The sequence below is a fragment of the Klebsiella sp. LTGPAF-6F genome (assembly GCF_001753185.1).
GTDB classification, from domain to species: Bacteria; Pseudomonadota; Gammaproteobacteria; order Enterobacterales; family Enterobacteriaceae; genus Klebsiella; species Klebsiella michiganensis.
In genome coordinates, this window is record NZ_CP017450.1 from 2,298,822 (window position 1) to 2,320,462 (window position 21,641).

At 56.9% G+C, this 21,641-nt stretch carries 23 protein-coding genes; 7 read left to right on the forward strand and 16 right to left on the reverse strand.

From position 1 onward, the window contains the following. Positions 1-3 precede the first annotated feature (3 nt). From BJF97_RS10690 to BJF97_RS10715, 6 genes are all read right to left on the reverse strand, one after another. Complete coding sequence (locus BJF97_RS10690; RefSeq protein ID WP_014837995.1) at positions 4-495, reverse strand: PTS sugar transporter subunit IIB; 492 nt, start codon at positions 493-495, stop codon at positions 4-6. A 27-nt stretch (positions 496-522) separates the two neighbouring features. Beyond that, positions 523-1,302 carry a PTS system mannose/fructose/sorbose family transporter subunit IID gene (locus BJF97_RS10695; protein ID WP_014228686.1) on the reverse strand — a complete coding sequence of 260 codons (780 nt, stop codon included), beginning with the start codon at positions 1,300-1,302 and terminating at the stop codon, positions 523-525. Further along, entirely contained in the window at positions 1,295-2,077 is a 783-nt protein-coding gene (locus tag BJF97_RS10700) for a PTS mannose/fructose/sorbose/N-acetylgalactosamine transporter subunit IIC (RefSeq protein WP_032693366.1), read from the reverse strand. The genes BJF97_RS10695 and BJF97_RS10700 overlap by 8 nt, the downstream gene beginning before the upstream one ends. Before the next feature lie 3 nt (positions 2,078-2,080). Continuing rightward, on the reverse strand, positions 2,081-2,518 hold the full coding sequence (locus tag BJF97_RS10705) for a PTS sugar transporter subunit IIA (RefSeq protein WP_014228688.1): 438 nt from the start codon (positions 2,516-2,518) through the stop codon (positions 2,081-2,083). Further along, positions 2,515-3,246: a GntR family transcriptional regulator gene (locus BJF97_RS10710; protein ID WP_032693367.1), complete on the reverse strand. Its 732-nt coding sequence runs from the start codon at positions 3,244-3,246 to the stop codon at positions 2,515-2,517. The genes BJF97_RS10705 and BJF97_RS10710 overlap by 4 nt, the downstream gene beginning before the upstream one ends. 324 nt (positions 3,247-3,570) lie before the next feature. Next, entirely contained in the window at positions 3,571-4,779 is a 1,209-nt protein-coding gene (locus tag BJF97_RS10715; RefSeq protein WP_014837999.1) for a pyridoxal phosphate-dependent aminotransferase, read from the reverse strand. Between the two features lie 68 nt (positions 4,780-4,847). Between BJF97_RS10715 and BJF97_RS10720 the strand changes: the two genes are divergently transcribed. Beyond that, positions 4,848-5,945: a glutamine amidotransferase-related protein gene (locus BJF97_RS10720; RefSeq protein WP_032693368.1), complete on the forward strand. Its 1,098-nt coding sequence runs from the start codon at positions 4,848-4,850 to the stop codon at positions 5,943-5,945. On the opposite strand, the gene BJF97_RS10725 is transcribed toward BJF97_RS10720, so the two are convergent. The 7 genes from BJF97_RS10725 to BJF97_RS10755 are packed head-to-tail and all read right to left on the reverse strand — an operon-like array spanning position 5,929 to position 12,608. Beyond that, positions 5,929-6,852, reverse strand: a complete 924-nt coding sequence (locus BJF97_RS10725; RefSeq protein ID WP_032693369.1) for a dihydrodipicolinate synthase family protein — start codon at positions 6,850-6,852, stop codon at positions 5,929-5,931. The genes BJF97_RS10720 and BJF97_RS10725 overlap by 17 nt on opposite strands. Before the next feature lie 10 nt (positions 6,853-6,862). Then, positions 6,863-8,032: a M24 family metallopeptidase gene (locus BJF97_RS10730; RefSeq protein ID WP_032693370.1), complete on the reverse strand. Its 1,170-nt coding sequence runs from the start codon at positions 8,030-8,032 to the stop codon at positions 6,863-6,865. Next, positions 8,019-9,119, reverse strand: coding sequence for a mandelate racemase/muconate lactonizing enzyme family protein (locus BJF97_RS10735; protein WP_014838003.1), 1,101 nt, complete (start codon positions 9,117-9,119; stop codon positions 8,019-8,021). The genes BJF97_RS10730 and BJF97_RS10735 overlap by 14 nt, the downstream gene beginning before the upstream one ends. Next, positions 9,116-10,291 carry a M20 family metallopeptidase gene (locus BJF97_RS10740; protein WP_032693371.1) on the reverse strand — a complete coding sequence of 392 codons (1,176 nt, stop codon included), beginning with the start codon at positions 10,289-10,291 and terminating at the stop codon, positions 9,116-9,118. The genes BJF97_RS10735 and BJF97_RS10740 overlap by 4 nt, the downstream gene beginning before the upstream one ends. A 13-nt stretch (positions 10,292-10,304) precedes the next feature. Continuing rightward, on the reverse strand, positions 10,305-11,045 hold the full coding sequence (locus BJF97_RS10745; protein ID WP_032693372.1) for an amino acid ABC transporter ATP-binding protein: 741 nt from the start codon (positions 11,043-11,045) through the stop codon (positions 10,305-10,307). Beyond that, positions 11,042-11,767: an amino acid ABC transporter permease gene (locus BJF97_RS10750; protein WP_025106181.1), complete on the reverse strand. Its 726-nt coding sequence runs from the start codon at positions 11,765-11,767 to the stop codon at positions 11,042-11,044. The genes BJF97_RS10745 and BJF97_RS10750 overlap by 4 nt, the downstream gene beginning before the upstream one ends. Positions 11,768-11,795: 28 nt before the next feature. Continuing rightward, on the reverse strand, positions 11,796-12,608 hold the full coding sequence (locus BJF97_RS10755; protein WP_009651954.1) for an ABC transporter substrate-binding protein: 813 nt from the start codon (positions 12,606-12,608) through the stop codon (positions 11,796-11,798). A 190-nt stretch (positions 12,609-12,798) separates the two neighbouring features. Here BJF97_RS10755 and BJF97_RS10760 point away from each other — a divergent pair, with 190 nt between their 5' ends. Next, positions 12,799-13,695, forward strand: coding sequence for a GntR family transcriptional regulator (locus tag BJF97_RS10760; RefSeq protein WP_014228699.1), 897 nt, complete (start codon positions 12,799-12,801; stop codon positions 13,693-13,695). Positions 13,696-13,746: 51 nt separating this feature from the next. Further along, positions 13,747-14,532 (forward strand): SDR family oxidoreductase, encoded by a 786-nt coding sequence (locus BJF97_RS10765; protein ID WP_014838005.1) that lies wholly within the window; start codon positions 13,747-13,749, stop codon positions 14,530-14,532. 163 nt (positions 14,533-14,695) lie between these two features. On the opposite strand, the gene BJF97_RS10770 is transcribed toward BJF97_RS10765, so the two are convergent. Next, the gene (locus BJF97_RS10770; protein ID WP_032693373.1) at positions 14,696-16,132 is read right to left on the reverse strand and encodes a DHA2 family efflux MFS transporter permease subunit; all 1,437 of its coding nucleotides are present in this window, start codon (positions 16,130-16,132) and stop codon (positions 14,696-14,698) included. A gap of 164 nt (positions 16,133-16,296) precedes the next feature. On the opposite strand from BJF97_RS10770, the gene BJF97_RS10775 reads away from it, so the two are divergent. Next, on the forward strand, positions 16,297-16,887 hold the full coding sequence (locus BJF97_RS10775) for a TetR/AcrR family transcriptional regulator C-terminal domain-containing protein (RefSeq protein WP_032693374.1): 591 nt from the start codon (positions 16,297-16,299) through the stop codon (positions 16,885-16,887). 90 nt (positions 16,888-16,977) lie between these two features. Next, positions 16,978-17,340 (forward strand): RamA family antibiotic efflux transcriptional regulator, encoded by a 363-nt coding sequence (locus tag BJF97_RS10780; RefSeq protein WP_004849595.1) that lies wholly within the window; start codon positions 16,978-16,980, stop codon positions 17,338-17,340. A 184-nt stretch (positions 17,341-17,524) separates the two neighbouring features. Here BJF97_RS10780 and BJF97_RS10785 read toward each other — a convergent pair whose 3' ends face one another. Then, entirely contained in the window at positions 17,525-18,832 is a 1,308-nt protein-coding gene (locus BJF97_RS10785) for an alpha-glucosidase/alpha-galactosidase (protein WP_032693375.1), read from the reverse strand. A gap of 200 nt (positions 18,833-19,032) precedes the next feature. Between BJF97_RS10785 and BJF97_RS10790 the strand changes: the two genes are divergently transcribed. Beyond that, positions 19,033-19,872, forward strand: coding sequence for an AraC family transcriptional regulator (locus BJF97_RS10790; RefSeq protein WP_032693407.1), 840 nt, complete (start codon positions 19,033-19,035; stop codon positions 19,870-19,872). A 42-nt stretch (positions 19,873-19,914) separates the two neighbouring features. On the opposite strand, the gene BJF97_RS10795 is transcribed toward BJF97_RS10790, so the two are convergent. Further along, the gene (locus BJF97_RS10795; protein ID WP_014228707.1) at positions 19,915-20,475 is read right to left on the reverse strand and encodes a TetR/AcrR family transcriptional regulator; all 561 of its coding nucleotides are present in this window, start codon (positions 20,473-20,475) and stop codon (positions 19,915-19,917) included. 216 nt (positions 20,476-20,691) lie between these two features. On the opposite strand from BJF97_RS10795, the gene BJF97_RS10800 reads away from it, so the two are divergent. Further along, positions 20,692-21,516, forward strand: coding sequence for an oxidoreductase (locus tag BJF97_RS10800; RefSeq protein ID WP_014228708.1), 825 nt, complete (start codon positions 20,692-20,694; stop codon positions 21,514-21,516). The last annotated feature ends 125 nt before the right edge of the window (positions 21,517-21,641 follow it).

Consider the following 21,641-nt stretch of genomic DNA (forward strand, 5'->3'; position numbering starts at 1 on the left):
CCCTTATCCCTTATCGGCTTTTAAAAACGTGGTGATACAGGCGTTCGGCTCTTCCGGCGTCATCTGCGCCGTCACCGCCACGCCTTTTTCCAGCAGCGCGTTGATGGCCGCGATCTCAGCATCGTTGACGCTGACCGAGCGTTTGATCTGGCGGCGATCGTCTTTGTTGGACATATTGCCGATATTGAGCTGGGGGAGGGCAATCCCGGCGTTCATCAGCTTCAGCGCCAGCTCCGGGGTCTTCAGCAGGATCAGTACGCGCTGACCGTCGTAATTTCCGGCGAGGATATTGGCGCTGGCTTTCTCAAAAGAGAGAATAGAGGTGTTACAGCCTTCCGGGGCTGCACTGCGCAGCAGCATTTTCTCTACGTCGTTTGCAGCTACGGCGTCGTCAATCACCATAATACGGTTGGCGTTGAAGTGGCTTACCCAGCGGGTGGCCACCTGGCCGTGGATCAGCCGGTCATCGACACGAATATGCACAATACCTTTCATGATAAGTTCCTTAAATCAATGTGTTACTTAACCGAGAATATTCAGGTTGTAGCCGATAATACCTAAAGCAATCAGGACAAAAATGACCCGAGTCGAGTTCATCTTTTTGAGCCCCAGCAGCCACCAGGTGAACCCCACAACCAGCAGCGGAATAAGCCCGGGCATAATCTGGTCGGCAATGCTCTGCAGCTTGAGCGACACTTCGCCGTAGCTGAATTCGAAATTAAGATTCGCCTTCACCACCGAGGGGATAAGCGCCCCGATAACCGTCAGCCCGAGAATATTGGCTGCGCGGGTGATTTTGTTGAGGCTATTGGTCAAAGACCCCAGCAGGTTGACCCCTTCCTGATACCCTTTGCTGATGCTAAAGCGCATAAACAGCATGCGAACCAGGGCGAACAGTAGCCAGAGAACAAGCCCCACCGGGTTGCCCTGCAGCGCGAGGTACGAAGCGACAGAACCGATAATGGTGGTCGGAATAACAAAGAACAGCGTATCTCCGATGCCCGCCAGCGGCCCCATCAGACCGGTTTTGATCCCGGCAACCGCATCTTTGCCCGCAAGCCCGGTCTGCTCTTCCAGGGCGATGTTCACCCCGAGGATCCCCGGCGCCATGGTGTTGTTGGTGTTAAAGAACTGGCTGTGTACCTTCGCCGCGTCCTTCTGCTCTTCGGGTTTTGCGTACTTTTTCTCAAGGAACGGATAGATGCTGTACAGATAGCCCAGACCCTGCATTTTTTCGTAGTTCCAGCCTGACTGACCGAACAGGAACCAGCGCCAGAACACGCGTTTTAATACTTTATTCATCGCCCATTGCTCCATTTGCCGGGGATTCGGTAGTTTGCGTTACCTGTTTTTCTGAGTTGAAGACGTAAAGCGCAATTGCCAGACCCAGCAGCGCGGCGCCCAGCACCGGCACTTTCAGATAGGCCGCCAGGAAAAAGCCCAGAATCAGAAACGAGATGTTCTTCTTAATCGGTAAATAGCGCAGCAGGATGGAGATACCCAGCGCAGGCAGTAGGCCACCGGCGACTTTAAGACCGTTCATGATGGACGCGGGGATCCAGGTCACGACGTCATTAACAAAGGTTGCCCCGAGGATCAGCGCCAACAGCACCGGCAGCATACGCGAGAGCGAAATAGGCACCTGGCCCAGCAGGTTCATCCTGGCCGCCGCCTTCACCTGACCCTGTTCAATCAGCCTGTCGGCCTTATGATGGATAAAGGTGTTGCTGAAGCGGGCGAGGATATCCAGCTGTACCATTAAGAGACCAATCGGCACCGCAATGGTGGCGCCAAACGCCGCGCCCTGGCCGCTGATGATCGCGAAAGTGGTACCCAGCACCGCACCGGTCATGTAGTCCGGGATCGACGCGCCGCCGAAGTTGCCCACGCCCAGTACCAGCAGGTTCAGGGTGCCGCCGACGATAAGCCCGGTGGTCATATCGCCCATAATGAGGCCGGCAAAGAAGCCCGCCATGCTCGGTTTCACTAACCCAAGCGTCGTGTTGTTGCCGTCGTATATCGCCAGCCCTGAATAAAGCGTCAGTAACGCTATCTGCCAGACCGCAATGTGCTCCATTTTTTACTCGTCTCCGTCGTCTGTGTGGGCGGCAAGCGCTGCCTGCTGTAAATGGTAAATACCATCACGCGCCGTAGTTATTATTTCATTCAGCGAGGCTGGCGAGTGACTTTCATCAATTGCCATGGCCATTTCCAGAATTAAATTTAAATTCATCCCAGAGAGCAGGGTGATATTATTCCATAGGTTGTTAGTGACAATAATCTCCATTGCGGAGTTATACGGCGAACCACTTTTTAAATCAGAGAGGATAATAATTTTGGATTTTGCTGCGCTAAGGATGGTGATTTTATCGAGAAGTTCCTGTTTAAATACTGCTATCCCTTTCTCACCATCCAGTTCAACTACATGAAGGTTTGGCTGCGCTCCGAGTATTAATTCTGTGGCCTGTCTGGCACCGCTGGCGAAACCCCCATGAGAGATTAATAATAATTGGTTCATCCTGCCCCCTTATCTGGCGTTCTTATTTCAATATAAAATGATTCTAACCGTTTCCAGGTCTCAATATATTCAATCACCTGACCTTGCTCGTCGTGGGTATAGCGTTTCATCATGATAACGGGCTGGTGAGCCGTGAGCTCCAGGTGCTGCAGGACTTCTGGCGCAGCATCGGTCAGGGCGCAGATGGTCTGCCGATAGGGCATGGTGTACATATCAAGACCATTGTTAACCTTAAAAGCCTCATAAATAGAGCTGAGTGCCGAATTCTTAATCGTCAATTGACTGGCGAAGTAGCGGGCCGGAATATGCGAAATCTGTAATGCATAAGGTTTGTTATTATCAAACTTTAAGCGCGCAATACGATAATATCTTTCATCATCATTTAACCCGAGCTTTTCTTTAATACACGGATCGTTTTCCTGTTCACAGGCGATAACTTTAACCGACTGCATGCCTTTTAAATCGTTATCTGATTCTGAGAAAATAATGTTCTCATTTCGTTTGGCTTTCGAAACAAAAGTGCCTTTACCCTGATAGCGAATCAGGTAGCCTTCATTCACCATTTCGTGAATAGCGCGAATAACCGTGGCGGAACTGACGGAGTAGCGCTCTTTTAATTCCGACTCACTGTAGAATTTTTCCCCGGGTTTAAAAGTGCCGTTTCTTATTTCATCTAACAGTGCTGCCTTTATCACCTGGTATTTCGTTGACTGTGCCGTTGCTTTCATTGTTTCGCCAGTTTCTGTTTACATTTATTTTATTTCGTAGGCTTACGATACCCGTACCCGATTGTCCGATCAACCTCTCAACCCAACTTAACCGGTTAACCTGTTAAGTTCTTTCCTGGACTGTGATGCATTTCGCAATTTCGCCCCGACGGAGGGGGCAGGGGCGAGGAATTTTTGCCGCAGCGGCCGGGCGTGAACGCAAACTGATTGCCGCGCTATTGCGCTGGCGAGCTGAGAAAACGGAGCGCCCGCATTCAACAACCCCGGCCAGTACATCGCGCGGGGTTTTCTTTCTAAAGGGCGCCATTGTGGTGCTTGCGTGCCCTAACGCAGCTGCGCGCAGGCTTCGGCAATCCGCTGACAGGCCTGCGTCAGCAGCCCATCTTCCACCGCGTAGGCAATACGTAAATACCCCGGCATGCCGAACGCGGACCCGTGTAACACGGCCACCTGAGTGTGTTCTAACAGCCAGTTCGCCAGTCCGCTGTCGTCGCGGAGAGTTTCGCCGGTGGGCGTCACTCGCCCAATGAGCCGCTGGCAGTTGGCAAACACATAGAATGCGCCCTGGGGAATGCCAGCGCTCAGGCCCTCGGTGGCGGCAATCATCCCCAGCACCTGCTGACGGCGCTTATCCAGCGTGTGCAGCCAGCCGTCTAAGAAGTCCGCCGAATGGTTAAGGGCCGCGACCGCCGCAGCCTGCGAAATCGCGCTGGGGTTGGAGGTGCTTTGTGATTGCAGGATCTGCATGGCGGCAATGAGCCACTGCGGCCCGCCCGCATAGCCCAGACGCCAGCCGGTCATGGCGTGGCTTTTGGACACGCCGTTCACCGTCAGCGTACGCGAAACCAGCTGCGGCGCGGCCTGAGCAAACGTGGTGAACGGGGTATTGTCGTAACGCAGCGGCTCGTAAATGTCGTCGGCCATCACCAGCACCTGCGGGTAGTCCGCCAGCACGTCTGCCAGCGCGCGCAGCTCCCGTTCGCTGTAAATCGCCCCGGTCGGGTTGCCCGGCGAATTGAGGATCAACCAGCGCGTTGACGGGGTGAGGGCGGCGGCCAGTTGTTCCGGCGTTAGCTTCCAGCCGTGTTGTTCATCGCAGGGCACAATCACCGGTTCGCCGTCGGCCAGAGAGACCATATCCGGGTAAGAGACCCAGTAGGGCGCGGGAATAATCACCTGCTGCCCGGCGTCCAGGGTTGCCAGAAAGGCGTTGAAAATAAGCTGTTTGGCGCCGCTCCCGGCGATGATCTCTTCCGGACGGTAGCGCAGCTGATTGTCGCGAGCGAACTTGGCGGCAATGGCCGCCTTGAGCGCTGCGGTGCCGGAAACGGCGGTATACTTAGTCTGGTGATGCACGATAGCTTCAATGCCCGCATAGCTAATATGGGGCGGGGTAGCAAAATCCAGTTCCCCTTCGCCCAGGTTGATAACCTGCTTGCCTGCGGCTTCCAGTACCCGTACCTGGTCAGAAATGGCCGCGGTCGGAGAAGGCCGTACGGATTGCATACGACGGGCGATTTGACTGTTATTCATAAATCCTCTTTTGTATCTAATGATTCAATTAATACAATTAGGTACCCAACATCAGCAGGAAACTCGCCGTGTCACCGATCTTTATTCTCGATAACAGCTCCGCGCCCGCCCGCTACGGGATTACCGCCAGCCTGTGGGCCAATCGTCTTGGGTTGCCCCTCTGGAGCCTTCGCCCCGACTTCGCCGGGGATGTACCCGATAGCCACCAGCACGTCATTCGTGCAGGGTACTGCGTGACCAGCGGCCTCTGGCGCAGCGATACGCTGCGTGAAGAGGTGCGCGATATCGCCCGCCTGCCGTCATCAGACGCCGTCATTGTGCTGGCGTCCTCGCAGGCGCCGCTTATCGCCGACCTGCGGGGTCAGCGGCTTTACAGCGACGACAGCCGCCACCGTCTGACGCTCAGCGATGGGCAACACACGCTGTTAGATCTCACCGCCGACCGCTACGGCCGCTGGGATAGCGGCGTGTCGTCGTCTGCCGGCGGGTCCTTGCGCATCGCGCTGATTGGCCGCGAGGCGGACCACCGTCTGGTCTATCCCGCCACGCTCGGCTCGCTGGGCGATGCCGCGGCGTCGCTGGGGCTGAACCTGGAGGTCCATTTCTTTGCGCCGGTCAGCCTGTCCACGGGATTACACGAGCTTCAGGCCTTCCAGGGCGTGGTGCTGCCAGGCGGTTCCTCGATGGCGGCGGTCAACGGACAAATCCGCGTGGCGGAAGAGACCCTGGCCCGCGGGCAGCCAACGCTGGGGCTGTGCCTGGGAATGCAGAGCATGATGACCGCAGCCGTGCGCCGTAGCCCGGGTTTCGAATCGGCCATTCCCGCGGAAGTCACCCCCGATGAAGCCCTGCACAGCTTTGTTCCCTTTGCCGATGGCCGTCATCGCTGCGGCGTATTCCCTTTTTCCTCCGGGCTTATCCCCGGCCATATCCGCGAAATGCACTACAACCATCGCTACTGCTTTAACCCCGAGTTATTGCCGGCGCTGTCTCCCGGCGGGGTCCGCGTGAGCGCGCAAAGCGACGGTATCGTGGAAGCCGTTTCCCAGCCTGAGCTGCCGTTCTGGCACGGGGTTCAGGGGCATCCGGAACTGATGTCCCGCCCGGATGCGCCCCATCCGCTGTTCGTCGCGTTCCTACAGGCGGCGCTTAACGCGCCAGCGTAACCCCGCTGCGATGGTCGCTGGCAAGCTCCTGCATTACGCGGGTCAGCTCTGCCAGCGCCGCGTCGCCGATCGGTTTTAACGGTGCGCGTACGGTGCCGCCGTTAAAGCCGCGCAGCGCCATCGCCGCTTTCACCAGCTGCGGCTGACCGTGTTTGCGCGCCAGCGCCCGATACGCGTACCACAGCTGATGCAAATCGCGGGCGGTGGCGGCGTCGCCCCGTTCTACGGCGCGGAAGGTATTGACGATCAGCTCCGGCAGCGCGCCGCTGTTGGTCGTGCTGATGCCGTCAAACCCGGCCATCATCGGCCCGAGGAAAGCCAGATCGGAGGCGCAGAACAAACGCAGACGCCCGCGCAGGCGGTTGGCAATCTGATCGATGGCGGTAGGGTTTAGATCGCCCTGTTTGATGCCGACCACGTTCGGGATCTCTGCCAGCCGTTCCAGCAGCGCCGGGGAGAGGGTGATGCCGATGCCCGGCGCGTTGTACACCAGAATGCCGGTTTTGGATAACGGCGCCATCTCATTGAAGTAGCTGACGATCTGTTCGTCAGTGATTTCGCTAACAAAGGGGGCGGTGACCATCGGCAGCCCGCCCAGCTCGCTTGCCAGCCGGGTCAGCTCGCGGGCGTCGCGCGGGTCGGAACTGGCGCTGCACAGCATCACTGCCACGCGGTCGTCCACGCATCCCATCACCTCATGAAACAGCTCGCGGCGTTCTTCGACGGTCATTACCGGAAACTCACCGTAGGTGCCGCCAATCAGCAGGCCGTCATAGCCCAGATCAATCACGCGTTCGATATTTTCACGCAGCGCCGGGAAGTCGATCGCGCCGCTGGCGGTGAACGGGGTGACGGTGATGTTGAAAATGCCGCGCAGGCGTTCACGGCACTCGTTGATATCTTTCATCTTTCTTTCCTTACAGCAGCGTTAATGGGCGAGCCAGGGAACCCAGCTGGCGATATCCGGTTTCAGTCACCACCACGGTTTCGCTGACGCCGACGGTGAATTGACCGTAGATACGCAGGGCCGGCGGGATGTGGAAGGTCATGCCAGGCTGCAGCTCGGTGGTGACGCCGCTGTACAGGCTGAGAATGCCGCCTTCGCCCCAGTCCGGCGCGAAGGCGATACCGATGGAGTAACCGGTGCGTTTTTTGAAGTTTTCGGTGAATCCGGCGCGGTCGATCACCTTCTGGCAGGCCAGGTGCGGCGCTTCGCAGGTGGCGCCCGGACGAATGGCGTCAAGGGCGGCCTGCAGGGCTTCCTGACAAACTTTTTCCATTTCGATGGCGATAGCGGGCGGACGGCCCAGCCAGGCGGAGCGCATCATCGCGGCGTGGTAGCGATCGTGGGCGGCGGACATCTCCAGAAAGACCGGGTCGTTATCCTGCATCACCCGACGTCGCCACGTGCCGTGCGGCACGCCGCTGCGTGGGCCGGTAGAAACCAGCGGTTCCATGCCGACATACTCGGAACCGGCGGCAATAGCGGCCCCCATCATCGCGGAGACCAGCGCGTTTTCGTCCGCGCCGCTGCCAATCGCCGCCATCCCGGCGCGCATGCCCGCATCCACATAGCGCGCCGCGAGGGCGATTTTTTCCACCTCCGCCGCCGATTTCACCGCGCGCAGCGGTTCGATGACGCCCGCGGTATCGGCGATGGTGCCGAGCTTCGCCTGCAGGGCTTCATAGACGGCAATCGGCAGGAACCAGCCGCGTTTGTCCAGCCCAATGCGTTTGTTGAGCCAGCCGCGCTGTTGCAGCATGCCCACCAGAAAATCCACCGGGTTATCGCCATCCTGGTAGATGGCGGCGTCTGAAATAAAGGTGTTGGCGATAAAGTTAAAGTACTCGAGCTGGCGAATCACAAAGACCGGATTCCCTTCTACCGGCAGCAGCAGCGCCTGAAAGGTGTAATAGCCCGGCGTTTGCTGACCGGTAAGCCAGAAAATGTTTTCCGGGCCGGTCACGATCATTACGTCCACGCCCGCGCGGCTTAAGCGTTCGCGGGTACGCTGAATGCGCTGCGCATATTCGTCGGCGCGAAAGGCGGACTCGCTGCCCTGAATCACATTGTTAACATCTTGCATCATTAAACTCCTGGAGTAAGTTGGCCCGCGCGGCATCGAACTGCACGCCCAGACCGGGAGAGTCGTTAACGGCGACCATGCCATTGCGGTATTCCAGCCCGCTGACGGGATCGTCGGTTAATCCATCGGCGCCATACAGTTCGGCGAATGCCGGTTGCACCACGCGGCACAGCTGGAGCGCGGCGGCGGTGGCGGCATGGCCTTCATTCATCTGGCCAATCATGAACGGCACGTCGGCGAGTCGCAGACGGCCGGCGGCGGCAAGCGTCGGAGCAAGCCCCCCCAGTTTCACCAGCTTGAGATGCCCCCACAGCGCACCTTTGGCGGCGATAAGCCGGGTGATGGCCGACTCGCTGTTGAGGCTTTCGTCGAGCATGATCGGGATGCCGTAGCCGTACAGTTCAGCAAGCTGGCTATCGTTTGCCGGGCTTAACGGCTGTTCGATATAGCTGAGATTCAGCTCGCGCAGATAAGGGAACGCCGCGTGAGCCTGCGCCAGCGACCACTGGCCGTTCACGTCAATCGCCAGCGAAATCTGCTGACCAAACCGCAGCCTCAGCTTTTGCAGGCGGGCCAGGTCGGTGGCGAAATCCGCAATCCCCGTGCGTAACTTCAGCTGGGTAAAACCGCGATCGACATAGCGCTGCGCCTGCGCCAGCATCTCTGCTTCGCTGCCCCAGAACAGCGTCTGATTGGTGTGCCAGGCGGGCAGGCCAGCTGGCGCCCCCAGCCAGGCGGCGACGCTGACCCCGTTCTGACGCGCCATTAAATCGTGCAACGCCATATCCAGCGCCATGCGCGACGGCGGCAGCAGCGTGCGGTCCTCCTCGTGCAGCGCGGCAAGTTGCGCCGCGGGCTCCTGGCGCCAGTCCCAACCGTTGAGGCGCTGAAGCAGGTTGTCCAGCACCTGCTCTTCGCGGTAGCCGTGCAGGTAGCGAATGTTGAGACGCACTTCGCCAATCCCCGTCACGCCACGGTCCTCCAGGCGCAACCAGAGGGTGTCGAGCGCCGTCACCGGGCCGGAGGCGGCGGTATGCAGCGTCACGCCGGCGTAATGCAGGTCTCCCCGAAAGAGCTGCGCTTTCATAAATCGGACGCCGGCGGCAGCATGGCGAGCGCAATATCGAGATAGATATCTGCCGCGGCGATAAATTCATCGACGGGGACGAATTCATCGGGCTTGTGGGCCACGGACAGCGAGCCGGGGCCAATCACCACGCCCTTTGCGCCCAGCGAACGGAAATGCACCAGGTCGCAGCCGCCCTGAAAACCAAACGGGCCGGGCTCGCTCTGTCCGTGACGGCGGCAGGCGGCAAGGCTTTGCTCGACAATGGCTTCGCTGCTGTCGGTTTGCGTCGCGCCGCCGGTGGTGGGCTGCCAGGCGATAATTTCCGCTTCCACGTTTGCCTGCGCGTACGCGTGGTCGAGCAGCTGTTGCAGTTCGGCTTTAACAACCTCTTCGTCTTCCCCCGGTACCATGCGGCGATCGAGCAGCAGCTCGCAGCTGTCTGGCACCACGTTGTCCGCATGGCCGCCGTGGATGCGGGTCACCGTCAGGCTGGCGTTGCCGACCAGATCGTGGCAGCGGCAACGCACCTGCTGGTGGTGGGCCTCTTCGATCAGCCCTAAAAGGCGCGCGGACTGGTAAATGGCGTTAACCCCCAGCTCCGGCGTGCCGGAGTGCGCGGTGACGCCTTTTACCCGCACGCGAGGACGCAAGCTGCCTTTGTGAGCCGAGAAGGTCGCATTCGATGTCGGCTCGCCAATCACCGCGAAATCAATCGCCGGCGGGGTGTCGCGTACGTAGAATTTCGCCCCTTCGCTGGCGACCTCTTCATCGGCGGTGAACACGCCCATCAAGGTGCCGGACCAGCGCTGACGGTTGGCGGCCAGCAGACGCAGGGCTTCAACCATCGCCACCAGCGGGCCTTTGGCATCGCAGGCGCCGCGCCCGTACAGGCGGCCATCGCGTTCGCTGAGGGTGAAGGGATCGCTCGCCCAGCCGCTGCCCGCCGGAACGGTGTCGATATGGGTGTTGAAGGCGAAGCACGGTCCCGGTCCATTGTGCAGGACGGCGATAACGTTGGTCCGCCCCGGCGCGTATTCGCTAAAGGAGAGATCGAAGCCGGCGGTCAGCAGCCAGCCTTCCAGACATTCGGCGGCTTCACGCTCATGGCCCGGTGGATTTTCCGTATTGATGGCAACCAGCGTCGCTAAATCCTTTTTCATTCGTGCGCTGTCAACCTGGTAACTGGACATAGGAACTCCGTGATTAATGTAATATTTGCGTCAGGAAGCGCTGCGCGCGCTCGCTGACGTGGCCGGCGAAGAAATCACCTGTGCTGGCGCGATCGATAATTTCGCCATCTTCCATAAAAAGAATGTTGTTGGCGGCCCGCCGGGCAAAGCCCATCTCGTGGGTCACCACCATGCTGGTCATCCCTTCCGCGCTGAGCTCTGCCATCACTTCCAGCACTTCGCGGATCATCTCCGGGTCGAGAGCTGAGGTGGGTTCGTCGTAGAGCATCAGCTCGGGCTTCATCGCCAGGGCACGGGCAATCGCCACGCGCTGCTGCTGGCCGCCGGAGAGCTCGTCCGGAAAGTTGTCCGCGCGTTCGTTGATGCGCACCTTCGCCAGCAGGTTGTCCGCCAGCGTGCGGGCATCAATGCGGTTCATCCCCAGCACCGTCATTGGGGCCAGCATGATGTTTTCCGCCGCCGTCAGGTGCGAGAACAGCTCGTAGTTCTGGAACACCATGCCAATACGCTGACGCAGTTTGTGCACCGGCACTTCGCCCCGGCTGATGTGCTGGCTGGCGAAAAAGACGTCGCCGCTGTCGGCAGGCGAGAGCATGTTGACGCAGCGTAGCAGGGTGGATTTTCCCGAGCCCGATGGCCCAATCAGCACCACGGTTTCCCCGCGCTGCACCTCAAGTGAGCAGTTCTTGAGCACGGTCTGGCGACCAAAAGTCTTATCAATGCCGATCATCTCCAGCAGCGGTTTCTCGCTCATGGTTCCTCCCGGGCGATTTTCGGTAATTTAAACAGGCGGGTCAGTCGCTTCTGGCTCTTGCTGCGCCGCTGTTTGGGATCCAGTACGCTTTCAAGCCACGACTGGAAGATCATGAACAGGCTGGTGAGCAGCAGGTAATAGAGACCGGCGGCGCAAAGCGCTTCGAAGTAGCGGAAGCTGGCGCTGGCGGTCTGGTTGGCGACCAGCAGCAGCTCCTGAACGGCGATAACCGACACCAGCGCGCTCGATTTCAGCATGCTGATCATCTGGTTACCCATCGGCGGCAGAACGATGCGTGCGGCCTGAGGCAGCACGATTTTTCGCATGATCTGCCCGTGGGTCATCCCGAGCGCCATGCCGGCGGTGCGCTGGCCGCTTTTTACGGCCTGCAGGCCAGAGCGCAGAATTTCCGCCATGTAGGCGCCTTCATTAAGCGAAAGCGCCAGCACTGCACAGGTAAACGCGGAGAAGCGTAAGCCGAAGCCTGGCAGCACGTTGTAGACAAAGATTATCTGGAACAGCACTGGCGTCCCGCGAAACAGCCACAGGTAGAAAAAGGCCAGCCCTCTCCCGGCGCGAAACGGCGCTTCCTGCAACAGCGCCAACACCAGGCCCAGCACCACGCCACACAACAGTGAGCAGAGGGTAATCAGTAGCGTCATCCACGCACCCTGAACAAACTCGGGTGAGAGGAAGTACTGCCACATTAGTTCGATCGACATAGCTTTCTCCGGTTAATGGCAAAACGGTTTAGAAAAGGGCAACGGAGTCAGGGAAGTTCCATTTCTCAATCAATTGCTTATAGGTGCCATTTTTGACGAGACCCTGGAGACCTTTCTCCAGCAGGGCCCGGGTTTCGGTGTCGCCTTTACGCACGGCAAACGCGATATGGGTATCCGCTTCGAATTCGTCGCCAACCGCGGCAAACATGCCCGCTTTTTCGGTTAACAGGGCGACGGTCCCCGGCGTGGAGAGGAACTCGGCATCGGCGCGGCCCTGGGCGACGGCGACGGCGGAGTCGGTGGCGGCGGGGAAGGTCATGACGTTAATGGCCGGTTTTTTGGCGTCCAGGCAGCGCTGGTTGTCTGCCCGGGCCTGGCTCTCTTCGATCCCGCCGAGCGTCACGGCGATGTTTTTGCCGCAGAGGCTCAGGTCGCGTCCGGTGATTTTTGCCGGGTTACCTTTGCTCACCACCACGCGGCTGCCGATTTTCAGATAGGGCACGAAGTCGACCTGCGCGGCACGGGTCGGATTGACGTACATGGCGGAGTTGATGATATCGAGACGTTTCCCCTGCAGCGCTGGGATAAGCCCTTTGAACTCCATCGGCATCGGCGCAGGCGTCAGTTGGATCTCTTTGCTTAGCGCGTTAATCAGGTCGATATCGAAGCCGGTGAGCTTGCCCTCTTTCACGAACTCAAAAGGCATAAACGTCGCCGCCGTGCCGTAGGTCAGCTTGCCCGGGGCGATGGTTTCCACCGCAGCATGGCTTACCAGCGGAAGTGCGGTCAGCGCGAACATCAAGGTACGCACGCGGCGAAACAGTAAAGAATTGCTGGACATAGTCGTCTCCTGGTTAAGATTTAAATTGAATTTATTGAGTCAATAAATACAATCAAGCGTGTGAAAAAATGTCTCATCCTGGTGCGTATTGCACGCTAATCGTGCAGTCCTTGCTTTGTTTTGCTGCGTTTTGTTGCCCGTGATATTGTATATATCGATCACAACAATGCATTTCAGGGAACCGTTCTCCATGCAGCCTGACTCCACTGCGAGCAGTCGCCGGATTGCCCGGCAAATACTCGACCTGATATCCGAAGCAAAATTCGATCCAGGTCATCATTTACGGGAGCAACATCTTGCCGATGCGCTGGGCGTGTCGCGTACGCCGGTGCGCGCCGGGCTAAAAGAGTTGACCCGAATGGGGGCGGTTGAAGCGCGTCCGAATCAGGGCTTTTTCCTGCTTAAACGCAGCAATGAGCTGGAGCTGCTGGAGATTGAGCAGTCCAAGAGCAATGACCAGAAGCTGTACGAGCAGCTGGTACACGATCGTATTGCGGGTGCGCTGCCGGAATCGTTTACCCAGACCGAAATCAGCCAGCGCTATGATGTCGATCGCGGCGTGCTGACCCGTACGCTGGTCAAGCTATCGGAGGACGGCCTGATTGCCCGTAACGCGGGGCACGGCTGGCGCTTCCTGCAAACCCTCAACTCCGATGTCGCCCTGCGCAACAGCTACGGTTTTCGCCTGATGATTGAACCGACGGCGCTGCTGACGCCCGGCCTGCATGTGGACAGGCAGATGCTTAAACGCCTGCGCGCCCGGCATCTGCGGCTCATCACCCACCCGGACATTACTCAGGTGCCGGCAAAAGAGATTTTCGAAACCGACGCTGAGTTTCACGAGCTGCTGGCAGAAGCCAGCGGCAACCTGTTCGTGTTACAGGCCATTCAGCAACAAAACCGGCTGCGCCGTCTGCTGGAGTTTGGCAGCTATCACAATAAGCGCCGCGTAAAAGCGTGGTGTGAAGAGCATGTTGCCATCATCGATGCTCTGCGAGAGAACAAGCCGGAACTGGCGGCAGAGTTGATGAGAACGCATCTGCAATACGCCTTTGACCAGGTCAATGTTAAAAACGCCCACGCATAACTGGCATCGCTCTTGCACATGTTGCTTCTGAAAATACAATCAGGAGCACTTATGGATTTTCAGATACAACAACGTGTGGCGCTGGTCTGCGGTGCCGGCAGTGGTCTGGGACAGGCTATTGCCCTGTCCCTGGCGCAGGAAGGGGTGAAGGTGGCGGTCACCGGCCGCAGCGCGGAAAAACTGGCGCAAACGGTGGAACGTATCACCTTATTGGGCGGTACTGCCCGCGCCTGGCGGTTGGATCTCGCCGCCCCGGAGCAGTTTGATCGAGTGATTGCCGATATCCGCGAGCGGTGGGGCGATATCGATATTCTGGTTAACAACTCCGGTGGTCCGCCGCCCGCACCGGCGCAGGGGACGGATGGCGCAGTCTGGCAACAGCAGTTTTCAGTCATGGTCGCCTCGTTGATTCAGCTCACCGATAAACTCCTGCCCGCCATGCGCAGCCGCGGCTGGGGACGCATTATTACCACCACTTCATCCGGCGTGATAACCCCCATTCCCGGCCTCGCCCTGTCGAACGCGCTGCGCATGAGCCTGCTCGGCTGGTCGAAAACCCTCGCCAGCGAAGTGGCTGGCGACGGCGTGACGGTGAATGTGATGGTGCCAGGGCGCATCGCGACCGACCGCGTCAGCCAGCTGGATGCTCTCAAGGCGCAACGGGAAAACAGCAGTGCGGAAGCGGTCGCCGAAAAGAGTCGTCAGAGCATTCCGGCCGGGCGCTATGGCGAACCGCAGGAGTACGGCGCCGTCGCTGCGTTTCTGGCAAGCCAGCCTGCCAGCTACATTACCGGCGCGGTGATTCGGGTTGATGGGGGATTGATCGGCGCGATTTAGCCAGCGAGAGTGCGCCATGCCAGCCGGTTCGCATCGGGCTGGCATGACTGCCTATCAGCCGCTCCGAATTGTTTATTTTGCAGGCAACGAAATCCATTACTGCAAATTTAACCAGCAGGCATTGGGATCGGGTCTGAAAACGATAACTTTTCTGATTAAACTTTTATTCTACCTGCGTTGTTAAAGTGGAATGGTTCACCATAAATAATGCGCAAAGCGCGAGCAGTACGGCCCCGCCGGTAAGTAGCCACCCGGCGTGGTGAAACGCGGCTAAGCTCCCCCGGGTATGGGCAAATCTGACGTAGCAGGCGGTCACCAGCGCCGCGCCCGCCATCGCCCCAACGCGCTGGAGGATATTCAGAACAGGTGCGGCATCAGCGACGTGACGGCTGCCAGCCATAGCCAGGCCCGCAGCCATCGCGGGCACCGTTGCCAGGGCTAAACCGAACCCTCTGACCGCTATTGCGCCCCCCACAAGCGTATAGCGACTTCCCGCATCAATCATTGCCAGTGGCAATGTGGCAAATGCCGCGAGTAAACCGCCAATGATAAGCACCGTTCGTGGCCCCAGCTTATCGGAGAAGTAGCCGGCCACCGGAAATCCTATCGCCGAGCCGATTAACTGAGGGGTGAGAAGCAGGCCCACTTCAGCAAGCGTTACATGGCAAACGTCGCGGAAATATAAAGGAAGCAGGAACTGACCGCCAAAATTCACCGCGCCGCCGATAGCCATCAATACGGCAGATAAAGTGAAACCCCGATGCTTGAAAAGCTCGAGATGCAGTAAGGGGGACTCAATGCGCAAAGAGCGATAAATAAACAAGCAGGTGAACAGGGCGCCCACGCTGAGCATGATGACGTTCCAGCCATATTTACCACTATTCAGGCTGAGCTCTTTCATGCCTTCCATCAGCATCGGCAGGCTGCAGAAGACCAGCGCCAGTCCCAGCCAGTCCAGGGAGAGGGGCCTGTCAGTTTTTATTGTTGGACGGGGAAGCAGCTTCCATCCGGCCAGACAGGCGCACAGACAGAACGGCACCGTGATCCAAAATAACCCTCGCCATCCGCAGATTTCAAGCAGGACCGCGCCCAGCGATGTTCCCAGCAAGGGAGCAATGACGATCGCCACGCCAATCGTGCCAATCACCCGCCCCAGACGTTCGCGTCCGACGACCAGACCAAGGATCGTTTGCCCTGCCGGTACGAGTAATCCCCCTGCCAGGCCTTGCATAACTCTTGCGGCAAGCAGCACCTCAAAACGCGGGGAAAGGGCGCAAACTGCCGAAAAAATCGCAAATAAAATAAGGCCATAGAGCCAAAGCTGCGTAGCGCCAAACCGCCTGGCCGCCCATGCGCTAAGCGGAACGCCTGCCGCAAGGGCCATAAGATACGCCGTTGCTATCCATTGTATTGCCGTGTCCGTCACGCCAAGGCCGGCGGCCATCGCGGGCAGCGCCGCGCTCAGCATCGTTGATGAGAGCATCGTTGCAAACGCCCCCAGGGTGATGATGGCCGCCTGCATCCACAGCATCGGAGGTATGGCGTTTATCGGTCGCGGATGGGTTGTTTCCTTGACCCGCTTGTCTTGATTGATATTCATAAAAAGCCCCCTAAGGACGATGTGCGAAGAAATCTATCATTGATCAATAAACCTATCAATGATAGATTTATTTGCATTAAAGATTCCGCCAGGCGCTGAGTTCAGACAAAATGGCGCTTCTCAGACCACTGGCCGGTTTGATGCATCAATAAAGGGGGAATATCATGGCGAAAATCCAGCGAGATCAGGTGATTGAGGCAGCATTAGCATTATTAGATGAGGTCGGCCTCGAAGCGATTACGACCCGTAAGCTGGCACAAAAACTGGGGGTGGAATCAGCGACGTTGTACTGGCATTTTAAGAACAAGGCCAGTTTACTTGAAGAAATGGCTTCCGCGGTTTTAGCCAAACACCATTCCCTGCCTGTCCCCGAAGATATTGCTGAATGGGCAAACTGGCTGGCGGATAACGCCCGTAGTTTCCGGCGCGCTCTGCTCGCCCATCGGGACGGCGCCCTGTTACATGCCGGGACATCACCGGCCCGGGTGGGAGGGGATACGTTTCGTCCCAAGGTGGCGTATCTTGCGCGCGTCGGTTTCACTGAGGCCGACGCCGCAATGATATTACTCACTCTGAGTGAATACACCCTGGGATGCGTATTAGAGGAGCAGTCCCGCTCGGGCGATGATGGTAAGCAAATTTTATCAAAGCCATCGCCAGGAAGTGCCTCTAGCGAATCGCTGGTTTATCCCCATCCGGATACTGCGTTCGAATTCGGTCTGTCGTTGATAATGAAAGGGTTATTAGTGCCCTGAGCTTAACGCTGCGCCGGTGACAACATGATGTGCATACCTTACGCAAAAACTATCTTGATAAAACCGGCAGCATTCAGAAGGGGAGGCGACATGTTTATTTCCGAAACAGTGATAGCCGTCATCATTGACTGGATCGACAATAACTTACATAAACCACTGCGTATAGAACAGATAGCCCGTTATTCAGGGTATTCCAAATGGTACCTGCAGCGTTTGTTCTTGCAATATAGAGGCGAGAGCCTCGGGCGCTATATCCGTAATAAAAAACTGGACTCAGCGGCCCGCGATTTACGCGAGACCGATGAGAATATTTACAGTATTGGTTTGCGCTACGGCTATGACTCGCAGCAAACATTCACCCGATTATTTACGCGTCATTTTCATTTGCCGCCCGGTGAATATCGCAAGAAAAACAAAACAGCCTGTTACGTACCGGGTAAGGCTGAATCTTAATCTCCTTTCCGATAGCCCTGGCAAAGCCGCCGCAGAAAAATCGATGCGAAGAGATTTATCAAAAAATAGAAAAACAGACAGCGCCGAAAAGACAAAACCTCCTGTTCTTTGAGTAAACATGGGGAACGGCGCGGAAAACGCCGCGCCTGGTGAGTTATCAGGAGGTTGCTGGTCAGCAGAGCGATTAATGGTAGGCGGGAAGCCAGCTGCCGTGTGCTTCAATAAGATCGTCGCACAGATTGCGGATGTCATCGATCGACAGCTCTGCGGAAGTATGCGGGTCGAGCAGGGCGGCATGGTAGATGGCTTCGCGTTTGCGCGTCACCGCCGCTTCGATGGTCAACAGCTGAGTATTGATGTTGGTCCGGTTCAGCGCTGCCAGCTGCTCCGGCAAATTGCCGACGTAGCATGGCGTGACGCCCTGGCCATCGACCAGGCAAGGGACTTCGACGCAGGCCTCGCAAGGTAAGTTGGTAATCAGGCCGGTGTTGAGCACGTTACCGCCAATTTTGTAAGGCCGATCGGTTTCCATCGCTTCGATGATGTAAGACGCGTATTCATGGGTACGGCTGTGGGTCAGGCTGGTGTCATGGGTCAGCGCCACTTTCTGCTGCTGCCATTGGTCAATCTGTTCAATACACCGGCGCGGATATTCATCCAGCGGGATATTGAAGCGTTCAATCAGCTCCGGGTAGCTGCGTTTGATCCAGTAAGGCATGTATTCGGCGTTGTGCTCTGACGATTCGGTGACGTAATAGCCGAAAGTTTTCATGATTTCATGGCGCACCATATCATCATGCTTGCCCTGCAGGGCGCTGGCCCGGCGCTTGATTTCCGGGTACAAATCCTCGCCGTGACGGCGAATGTCCAGCAGCCAGGCCATGTGATTAATACCCGCGATATGAAATTGCACGTCGTCGGTTGGCATATCCACGCTTTTCAACAGCGTTTCAGCACATACCTGAACGCTGTGGCACAGTCCTACCGTTTTCACTTCCGTATGGCGCAGCATGGCGCCTGTTATCGTGGCCATCGGGTTGGTGTAGTTCAGCAGCCAGGCGTCCGGGCACACGGCTTCAATATCCCGTGCGAAATCAAACAGCACGGGTAGGGTGCGCAGCGCGCGGAAGATACCGCCAATGCCCAGGGTATCGGCAATAGTCTGCTGCAGACCATATTTTTTCGCGATCGTGAAATCGGTGATGGTGCACGGATCGTAGCCGCCAACCTGAATAGCATTCACCACGTAATTGGCGTTTTTCAACGCCGCGCGGCGGTTCTCAACGCCAAGGTAGGCGGCGATCTTCGCTCTGCCCGCATTGGTATTGCGGTTGATATTATTCAACATGGCGAGGGATTCATTGAGACGGGCGCTGTCGATGTCGTACAGCGCAATCTCCACCTCTTTCAACGCCGGCGTCGTCATAATGTCGCCGAGTACGTTCCTGGCGAAAATGGTGCTGCCTGCGCCCATAAATGTCACTTTAATCATGCTATTTCTCCGTTCCTGCTGTTTTCACCAGGCAGAATGTACGCTGCGGAATGAACAGGAAATATGGCTAAATGTGATATTGGTATGGCGAAAAATGATGTCGCTATGAAAGTGTGAGCCAGCTCCGAATCTGGCTGAAACGCGGTGACTTTACTGCAGGCATCTCTGATAACGTGGGTGAAAAAGAGAGAGCGCGACTGATGCACAAGACTTTTACCCTTAATCATACCGACAATATCGAATTGAATTTGTACCAGTACGGCGAGGAGAATTGTCATAAGGGACACCGCTTTGGCCCCGCAGTCCGCCAGCATTACCTATTTCATTATGTGATAAGTGGAACCGGCACATTTTACAGTGAGTTTGGCGCTTTTCCTGTCGGCGCCGGGGAGGGGTTTCTGATTCATCCCCATGAGGTGACAACCTACTGCGCTGATAATAGGGATCCGTGGCATTATATGTGGCTTGAGGTCGATGGCCTGATTGCCGCCAGAATTTTCGAGGAGTGTCATCTTAGTCGGCAATCTCCGGTTTATCGCCCCAACCTGAATAAAGACGACTCCAACGCCTCTGGCTACCTGCGGCAAATTGTCGAACATGGCGATGAACATCCGCTGAAGGTGCAGGGATTGTGCTATCTCTTCTTTTCTTCGCTAATCAGCAATACGCCCGGCGAAAAGGCTTCTCTCCCTGATGATAAAACCCGGCATCTGCAAAGGGCGATCAAAAAAATTGAAAATCGCTACCACGAACATCTGACGGTTGATAGCCTGGCCGCCTATTGCAATATCAATCGCAGCTACCTCTGCCGGTTGTTCAAAGGCGCCTACGGTATAGGTCCTAAGGAATACTTGCTAAATTTTCGTATGAACATCGCAGTAAGCCTGCTGAAAAACAGCGCTACGGCGATTAAAGTCGTGGGCATTTCCGTAGGCTATGAAAATCAGCTGCATTTTTCTAAAGCCTTCAGGAAGCTGTACGGCGTATCTCCGGCTAAATGGCGGCAAAAATACCTTTCTGAACAGCAGGCGCTGAGATGACGTTCAGCGCTTATTCTCATCGGCGGTGACTCTGCGCGATCGCTATTTTGCGGGCGTATCCTGATTGAGAATGCGCGATCGACAAACATCCAGAATTTCATCTGCCAGAGAGGAGCTATCAGGACAGGCGCGGGAAAGGACCAGCGCGCCGACAAGATGCGCAATCGTATCGATCAGGTCGGCACGCGTAAGGCCTTCCGCGGCTTTCTCATTTGCTAAGGTGGCCAGCTGAGCTTCAATGCCAGCCGCAAAGGTTGCCTTAATGGCTTCAGATTGACGCGCGGCGTCACTACCCAGAGCCGACATCACACACCCCTTTGCCATGTCATCACGATGTTGGCGGGAGAGGTAATACTCCACAAACGTTTTCCGGCTCACATCGGCCGTACGTTCTGCCGAACGCGTAAAGCCGCAATGCATCGCCTCCGATAATAAATCGGCCTTGGAACCAAAGTGTTTGTAAAACCCTCCGTGGGTTAAGCCAGCCGCTGACATCAGCTCCGCTACGCCTACGCCGTCGTAACCGCGCTCACGAAAAAGTTCTGAAGCCGTTTCAACGATTCGCATCCTGTTTTCGCGAACCTGCTCTTTTGACACTTTCATGGCTTACCCCCTTCAAAACAAAGGCTAAGTATACATTGATGATGATCATAATCAAACCAGTTGACTTTATAGATGATGATCATCATCATTAATCCTGCGCATTTACCCGCTACCCAGCAGAGGAAGAAACATGACGAATTCCCCCTTATTTCACCCCTACGAACCTGGAACGATAACGCTTGCTAACCTGAACAACATCTTGAGAGCGTACTCAGAATGAACAATAAACGTGTGGCTCTGGTGACAGGCGCTTCTTCAGGCATCGGCGAAGCGACGGCTCATCAACTTTTAGCGGCGGGTTATAAGGTTTATGGCACCAGCCGGCGTGGCTCTCAGGCGGGTACACACCGCTTTCCGCTGCTGACGCTTGATGTGACTGACGATGCTTCGGTCGGGGCCGCTATTGACGATCTGCTGCGCCTGGAGGGGCGGATCGATATTCTGGTCAATAATGCGGGCTTTGGGGTCGCGCCTGCCGCCGCGGAAGAAAGCTCTATTGAACAGGCCTGGAGCATTTTCGATACCAACTTTTTGGGCATCGTCAGGCTGACGCGGGCTGTGCTCCCTCATATGCGCCGTCAGGGCAGCGGGCGCATCATCAATATCGGTTCGATTCTCGGGGTCGTGCCGTTGCCGTATGTCGCGCTTTATGCGGCCAGCAAGCATGCGGTCGAAGGGTACACGGGAGCACTCGACCATGAACTGCGCACCCAGGGCATCAGGGTTTCCGTGATCGAACCTGCCTACATAAAAACGCAGTTTGAAGCCAATAACAGAGAAGCGGATGCAAAGCTGGAAGAGTATGACCTTATCCGGGCTAAGCTGACGAAAGTGGTCAGTAAGGCAATGGCCGAAGCGGAAAGTCCGGAGGTTGTGGCTAAGGTGGTGGTTAAAGCGGCCCAGGCTCTACGGCCCAAGATCCGCTACACGGCAGGATCGCTGGCCGGTAAATTGAATTTCATTCTCCGATTCGCGCCTGCAAAAATCCTGGATAAGGTCGTGCGCAACAGCCTTCAGCTTGATGCGAGAGAGTCATCATGACATTTTCGCGACTGGCCGCGTCAGGCATCGTCGAGCGGCGTGAAGGATATGCTAACGGGCAAATTCTGTTTGCCGTATTTATCGAGCCGTTACTGGGAACCGCTTTTTTACTCGGCAATAGCGGC